4 protein-coding genes are annotated in these 4,251 nt (G+C 70.4%); 2 read left to right on the forward strand and 2 right to left on the reverse strand.

What is annotated here, in order from left to right:
- Positions 1-1,109 (reverse strand): glycosyltransferase family 4 protein (locus ACFFNX_RS43735; protein ID WP_378212150.1); only part of this gene is annotated, 1,109 nt, incomplete at its 3' end.
- Between the two features lie 385 nt (positions 1,110-1,494).
- On the opposite strand from ACFFNX_RS43735, the gene ACFFNX_RS43740 reads away from it, so the two are divergent.
- Together ACFFNX_RS43740 and ACFFNX_RS43745 are read left to right on the forward strand one after the other, a co-directional pair.
- Complete coding sequence (locus ACFFNX_RS43740; protein WP_378212151.1) at positions 1,495-3,135, forward strand: alpha/beta fold hydrolase; 1,641 nt, start codon at positions 1,495-1,497, stop codon at positions 3,133-3,135.
- Between the two features lie 134 nt (positions 3,136-3,269).
- Entirely contained in the window at positions 3,270-3,773 is a 504-nt protein-coding gene (locus ACFFNX_RS43745) for a DinB family protein (protein ID WP_378212152.1), read from the forward strand.
- A 26-nt stretch (positions 3,774-3,799) separates the two neighbouring features.
- On the opposite strand, the gene ACFFNX_RS43750 is transcribed toward ACFFNX_RS43745, so the two are convergent.
- The coding region (locus ACFFNX_RS43750) for a helix-turn-helix transcriptional regulator (protein WP_378212153.1) at positions 3,800-4,251 on the reverse strand (452 nt) is incomplete at its 5' end.

Raw genomic sequence — 4,251 nt, forward strand, 5'->3', positions numbered from 1 at the left:
GCGTGCTCCACCGGCGTCGCTCCGAGCACGGCCTGGTAGTGGCCGATGAGCTCGTCGCAGATGCCCTCCCAGCCGCGGCCGTGCACGGACAGCCGCGCGTGACCGCCCATCCGGGTCCGCAGCGAGGCGTCGGACGCCAGCGCCGCGACGGCGGCGCGCATCGCGACCGGGTCGTCGGGCGGATACAGCAGCCCGTTGTGCCCCGGCCGGATGAGGTCCAGCGGGCCGCCCGAGGCGGGCGCGACGACCGGCAGCCCCGCGGCGAGTCCCTCCTGCACCGCCTGGCCGAACGTCTCGTCCGCGCCGGTGTGCACGAACACGTCCAGCGACGCGACCAGCTCCGACAGCTCCTGACCCGTACGGAAGCCGGTGAAGGTGGCCTCGGGCAGCAGCCGCTCCAGCCGCCGCCGGGCCGGGCCGTCCCCGACGACGACGAGGCGTACGCCGGGCAGGCCGGCCAGGTGCGCGAGCATCCACGGCCGCTTCTCGGTGGCGAGCCGACCGACGTACCCGATGAGCACCTCACCGCCGGGCGCCAGCCGCTCGCGCAGCTCCGCCGACCGGTGCCGGGGGTGGAAGCGCTGGTCATCGACGCCCCGGGCCCACAGCGCGAGCCGGGGGAACCCGCGCTTGCGCAGTTCGTCCATTGTCGGCCGGGACGGCGCCAGCGTACGGTCGGCCCGCTCGTAGATGCGCCGGAGCCAGGCCCACACCAGCGCGTCGGCGCCGCGCAGGCCGTACCGGCGGGCGAACCCGACGAGGTCGGTCTGGAACACCGCCACGGCCGGTACGCCGAGCCGTTCGGCCGCCGCGACGCCGGAGGTGCCGAGCATCAGCGGTGAGGCGAGATGCACGACGTCGGGCCGGAAGTCGCGCAGTGTCGGGGTCACGTGCCGGCTGGGCAGGCCGACGACGAATGAACGGTAGAAGGGGAGGGGCACCCCGGCCGTCAGCCGCAGCCGGTCGTCGGGTCCGTCCGGGCCCGGGCCCGGGGCGACCACGAGCGCTTCGTGTCCACGGCCGGCCAGGTGCTCCAGCACCCGGCAGACGGAGTTGGTCACGCCGTTGACGTGGGGCAGGAACGACTCAGTGACTATCGCGATCCTCACGGCCGTGAGCGTGACCGCGCCGCGCTACGGCGTGACCGCGCTGCGGCACCGTGCCGGGAAACATTGCGGAAACGTCGTCGGTGATCTTCCGTCCATTGATCTTCGTCGGCCTGAACCGGCTCAGGGCGCGGCGCACGCGAGAGTCCTGCGATAACGCCGCTATATCCGTGTCTCAGGGGATATCTGGGGTTACCGATACTCGGCGGGGGAAACGTACGATCTGATGCGAAATTACGACTCTTGGCGACGCTGTGCCGACTTGGGTAATTTGTCACGATTCGGCAACCATCTGCACCGTCATCTTCAGTCGACCATGGGGTCTCGCGACAATCACCCCTTGTTCACCATTTCGGGCAAAACGTAGCCCGACCTGTAAGGGGGTTTCGTGAAGAAGCTTCTTGCTGTGGCCGCGGCGGCCGGACTGGGCCTCACCGGCCTCGGTCTCGGTGCCACAAGCGCGTCCGCGACCACGGGAACGTCGGGGGCGTTCCGGCCGGCGAGCCTCGCGTGGCACACCTGCCAGGCGGACATCGTGAACGGTGCCAAGGCGTATGACAGCGTCGGCCCCGTCCAGGTGTCGAAGATCATTCAGTGTGCCGAGCTCCAGGTTCCGCTGGACTATGCCCACCCGAACGGGCAGAAGATCACCCTTGAGCTGACCCGGCTGCCGCACCAGGGCTCGGGCGCGGCCAAGGGCGACATCCTGGTCAACCCAGGTGGCCCGGGCGGCGAGGGCGCGCTGTTCGGCGCGAGCGTCTACGCGCGCAACTCCGCCCCGATGCAGGCGGCGTACAACGTCATCGGCTTCGACCCGCGCGGCGTCGGGTTCAGCACGCCCAAGCTGAGCTGCGACGTCGACTACAGCAACGCCCCGCGGCCGGAGTACGGCACGGGCGGCCGCAAGGACGACGCCACCTGGCTGGAGAAGTCCAAGGACTACGCCGACGCGTGCACGCGCAAGTTCGGCCGCGGCGCCAAGGTCGACCTGCTCGACCACATCAAGACGATCGACTCCGTCCACGACATGGACACGATCCGCCAGGCGCTGGGCCACAAGAAGCTCGACTACTACGGCGCCTCCTACGGCACCTACCTGGGCCAGGTCTACGCCACCGTCTTCGGCCAGAACGTCGGCCGAATGGTCCTCGACGGCAATGTGACCCCGAAGAACGTCTGGTACGACGCCCAGCTCACCCAGGACGTCGCGTTCAACAAGAACATGGACTACTACTTCGGCTGGATCGCCAAGTACGACTCCACCTACCACCTGGGCACCACCCAGGCCGCCGTGCGGAGCTACTACTACGCCCTCCAGGACAAGCTGGCCGCGCACCCGGTGACGTTCACCTCCGACGGCCACACCGTGGCGGTCGGCGAGGACGAGCTGGTGGACAACATCCAGAACGCGGCCTACCGCCGCAGCCAGGCGGTCTGGGACTCGTACGCGGCGGCCCTGTCGGCCTACAAGGCCGGTGACGTCGCGACCTTCGCCGGGACGTTCGGCGCCCAGACCACGGGCGGCAGCGACGACAACACCTTCGCCGTCTACAACGCGGTCCAGTGCACCGACACCCAGTGGCCGACGAGCTGGGCCAAGTGGCACGCCGACGCCGCCCGCGTCAACCGGACCAACCCGTTCCTGACCTGGAGCAATGTCTGGTTCAACGCGCCGTGCCTGTTCTGGGGCGCCAAGTCCGGCACGCCGGTCAAGGTCGGCCAGAGCAAGAACCTGCCGAGCAACATCCTGATGTTCCAGGCAACCGACGACGCGGCCACGCCGTACGCCGGCGCGCTGGAGCTGCACAAGATCCTCCGGGGTTCGCACCTGGTGGTCCAGGACGGCGACCGTACGCACTGCATCGTCCACCGCGGCGACCTGCGTCCCGGTGGCGTCGACTCCTACTTCGACGCCTACTTCCTGAACGGCACCCTGCCGAAGACCGACACGGTGCACGTCTCGCAGCTCGGTGACCCGACGCCGCCCGCCGCCGCCAAGAGCGGCAAGGCGGGGTCGCGGACCGAGTAACCCGCACGCGGACGAGCCCCCGGACGAACCCCCGGGGGGCTCGTCCCTTTTCGAGCGGCGGGTCATTGCGGACGGAAAGTGGCCGCAATGGTCCCTATCGTCGTGCGTGACGGCCGAGAGAAGGGCGAAAGAACATGACCATCACGCACGAGACCGCCGAGACCGAGACCCTGCTGGAGTCCCTGGCCCAGCAGCGGTTCTTCCTGCGCCACACGGTGCGTGAGCTGACCGACGAGCAGGCGGGGCGCCGTACGACGGCGAGCGAGCTGTGCCTCGGCGGCCTGATCAAGCACGTCACGGCGGTCGAGAGTGCCTGGATGGACTTCATCGTCGACGGCACCGACAGCGTCGCCACGGGCGGCGAGAACCGGGACGATCAGTTCCGCATGCTCGAGGGGGAGACCCTCGCGGGCGTGCTGGCCGACTACGAGGACGTCGCCCGCCGCACCGAGGAGATCGTGAGGGGCCTGCCCGACCTGGACATGTCACGCCCGCTGCCGGAGGCGCCCTGGTTCAGGCCGGGCACGCGCTGGTCGGCCCGCCGTACGCTGATCCACATCCTGGCCGAGACCGCGCAGCACGCCGGCCACGCCGACATCATCCGCGAGTCCCTCGACGGCGCCAAGACCATGGGCTGACCGAAGCCTCGCCGCCCTGCCGCGGGCTACGGCCGGGGACCTTGGGACAGGCCCTCGGCCGGAGATTCCGAGGCGTGCTCGGTGGCGAGCCGGGCCAGCTCGACACGGGAGGCGATCCCCAGCTTGCGGAAGACCTGGCGCAGATGGAACTTCACCGTGTGCGGCGAGACGAACATCTGCGTCGCGACCTGCGGGTTGGTCAGGCCCTGCGCGGCGAGGGCGGCGACGTTCCGTTCGGTCTCGGTCAGGCTCGACCAGCCGGAGAGCGGACGCTCGGACTGGGTCCAGTGGCGGCGTCGTACGCCCAGCCGGCGCAGCCGGGCCCGGATCCGGGCCGCGTCGCGCAGCGCGCCGATCTGCTGGTAGCCCTCCAGCGCCCGGTCCAGGGCCTCGATCGCCGCGCCGTCGTCCACGTGGTCCCGCGACCCGGCGAGCAGGACGCCGAGGTCCTCCGCCGCCGAGGCCCGGCCCCACGGGG

This window comes from Actinoallomurus acaciae, assembly GCF_042429965.1.
Lineage (GTDB): Bacteria > Actinomycetota > Actinomycetes > Streptosporangiales > Streptosporangiaceae > Actinoallomurus > Actinoallomurus acaciae.

What these genes read in the sequence shown, in the direction of transcription:
- ACFFNX_RS43745 (WP_378212152.1), top strand. Translation starts at nt 3,270, where the DNA reads ATGACCATCACGCACGAGACCGCCGAGACCGAGACCCTGCTGGAGTCC.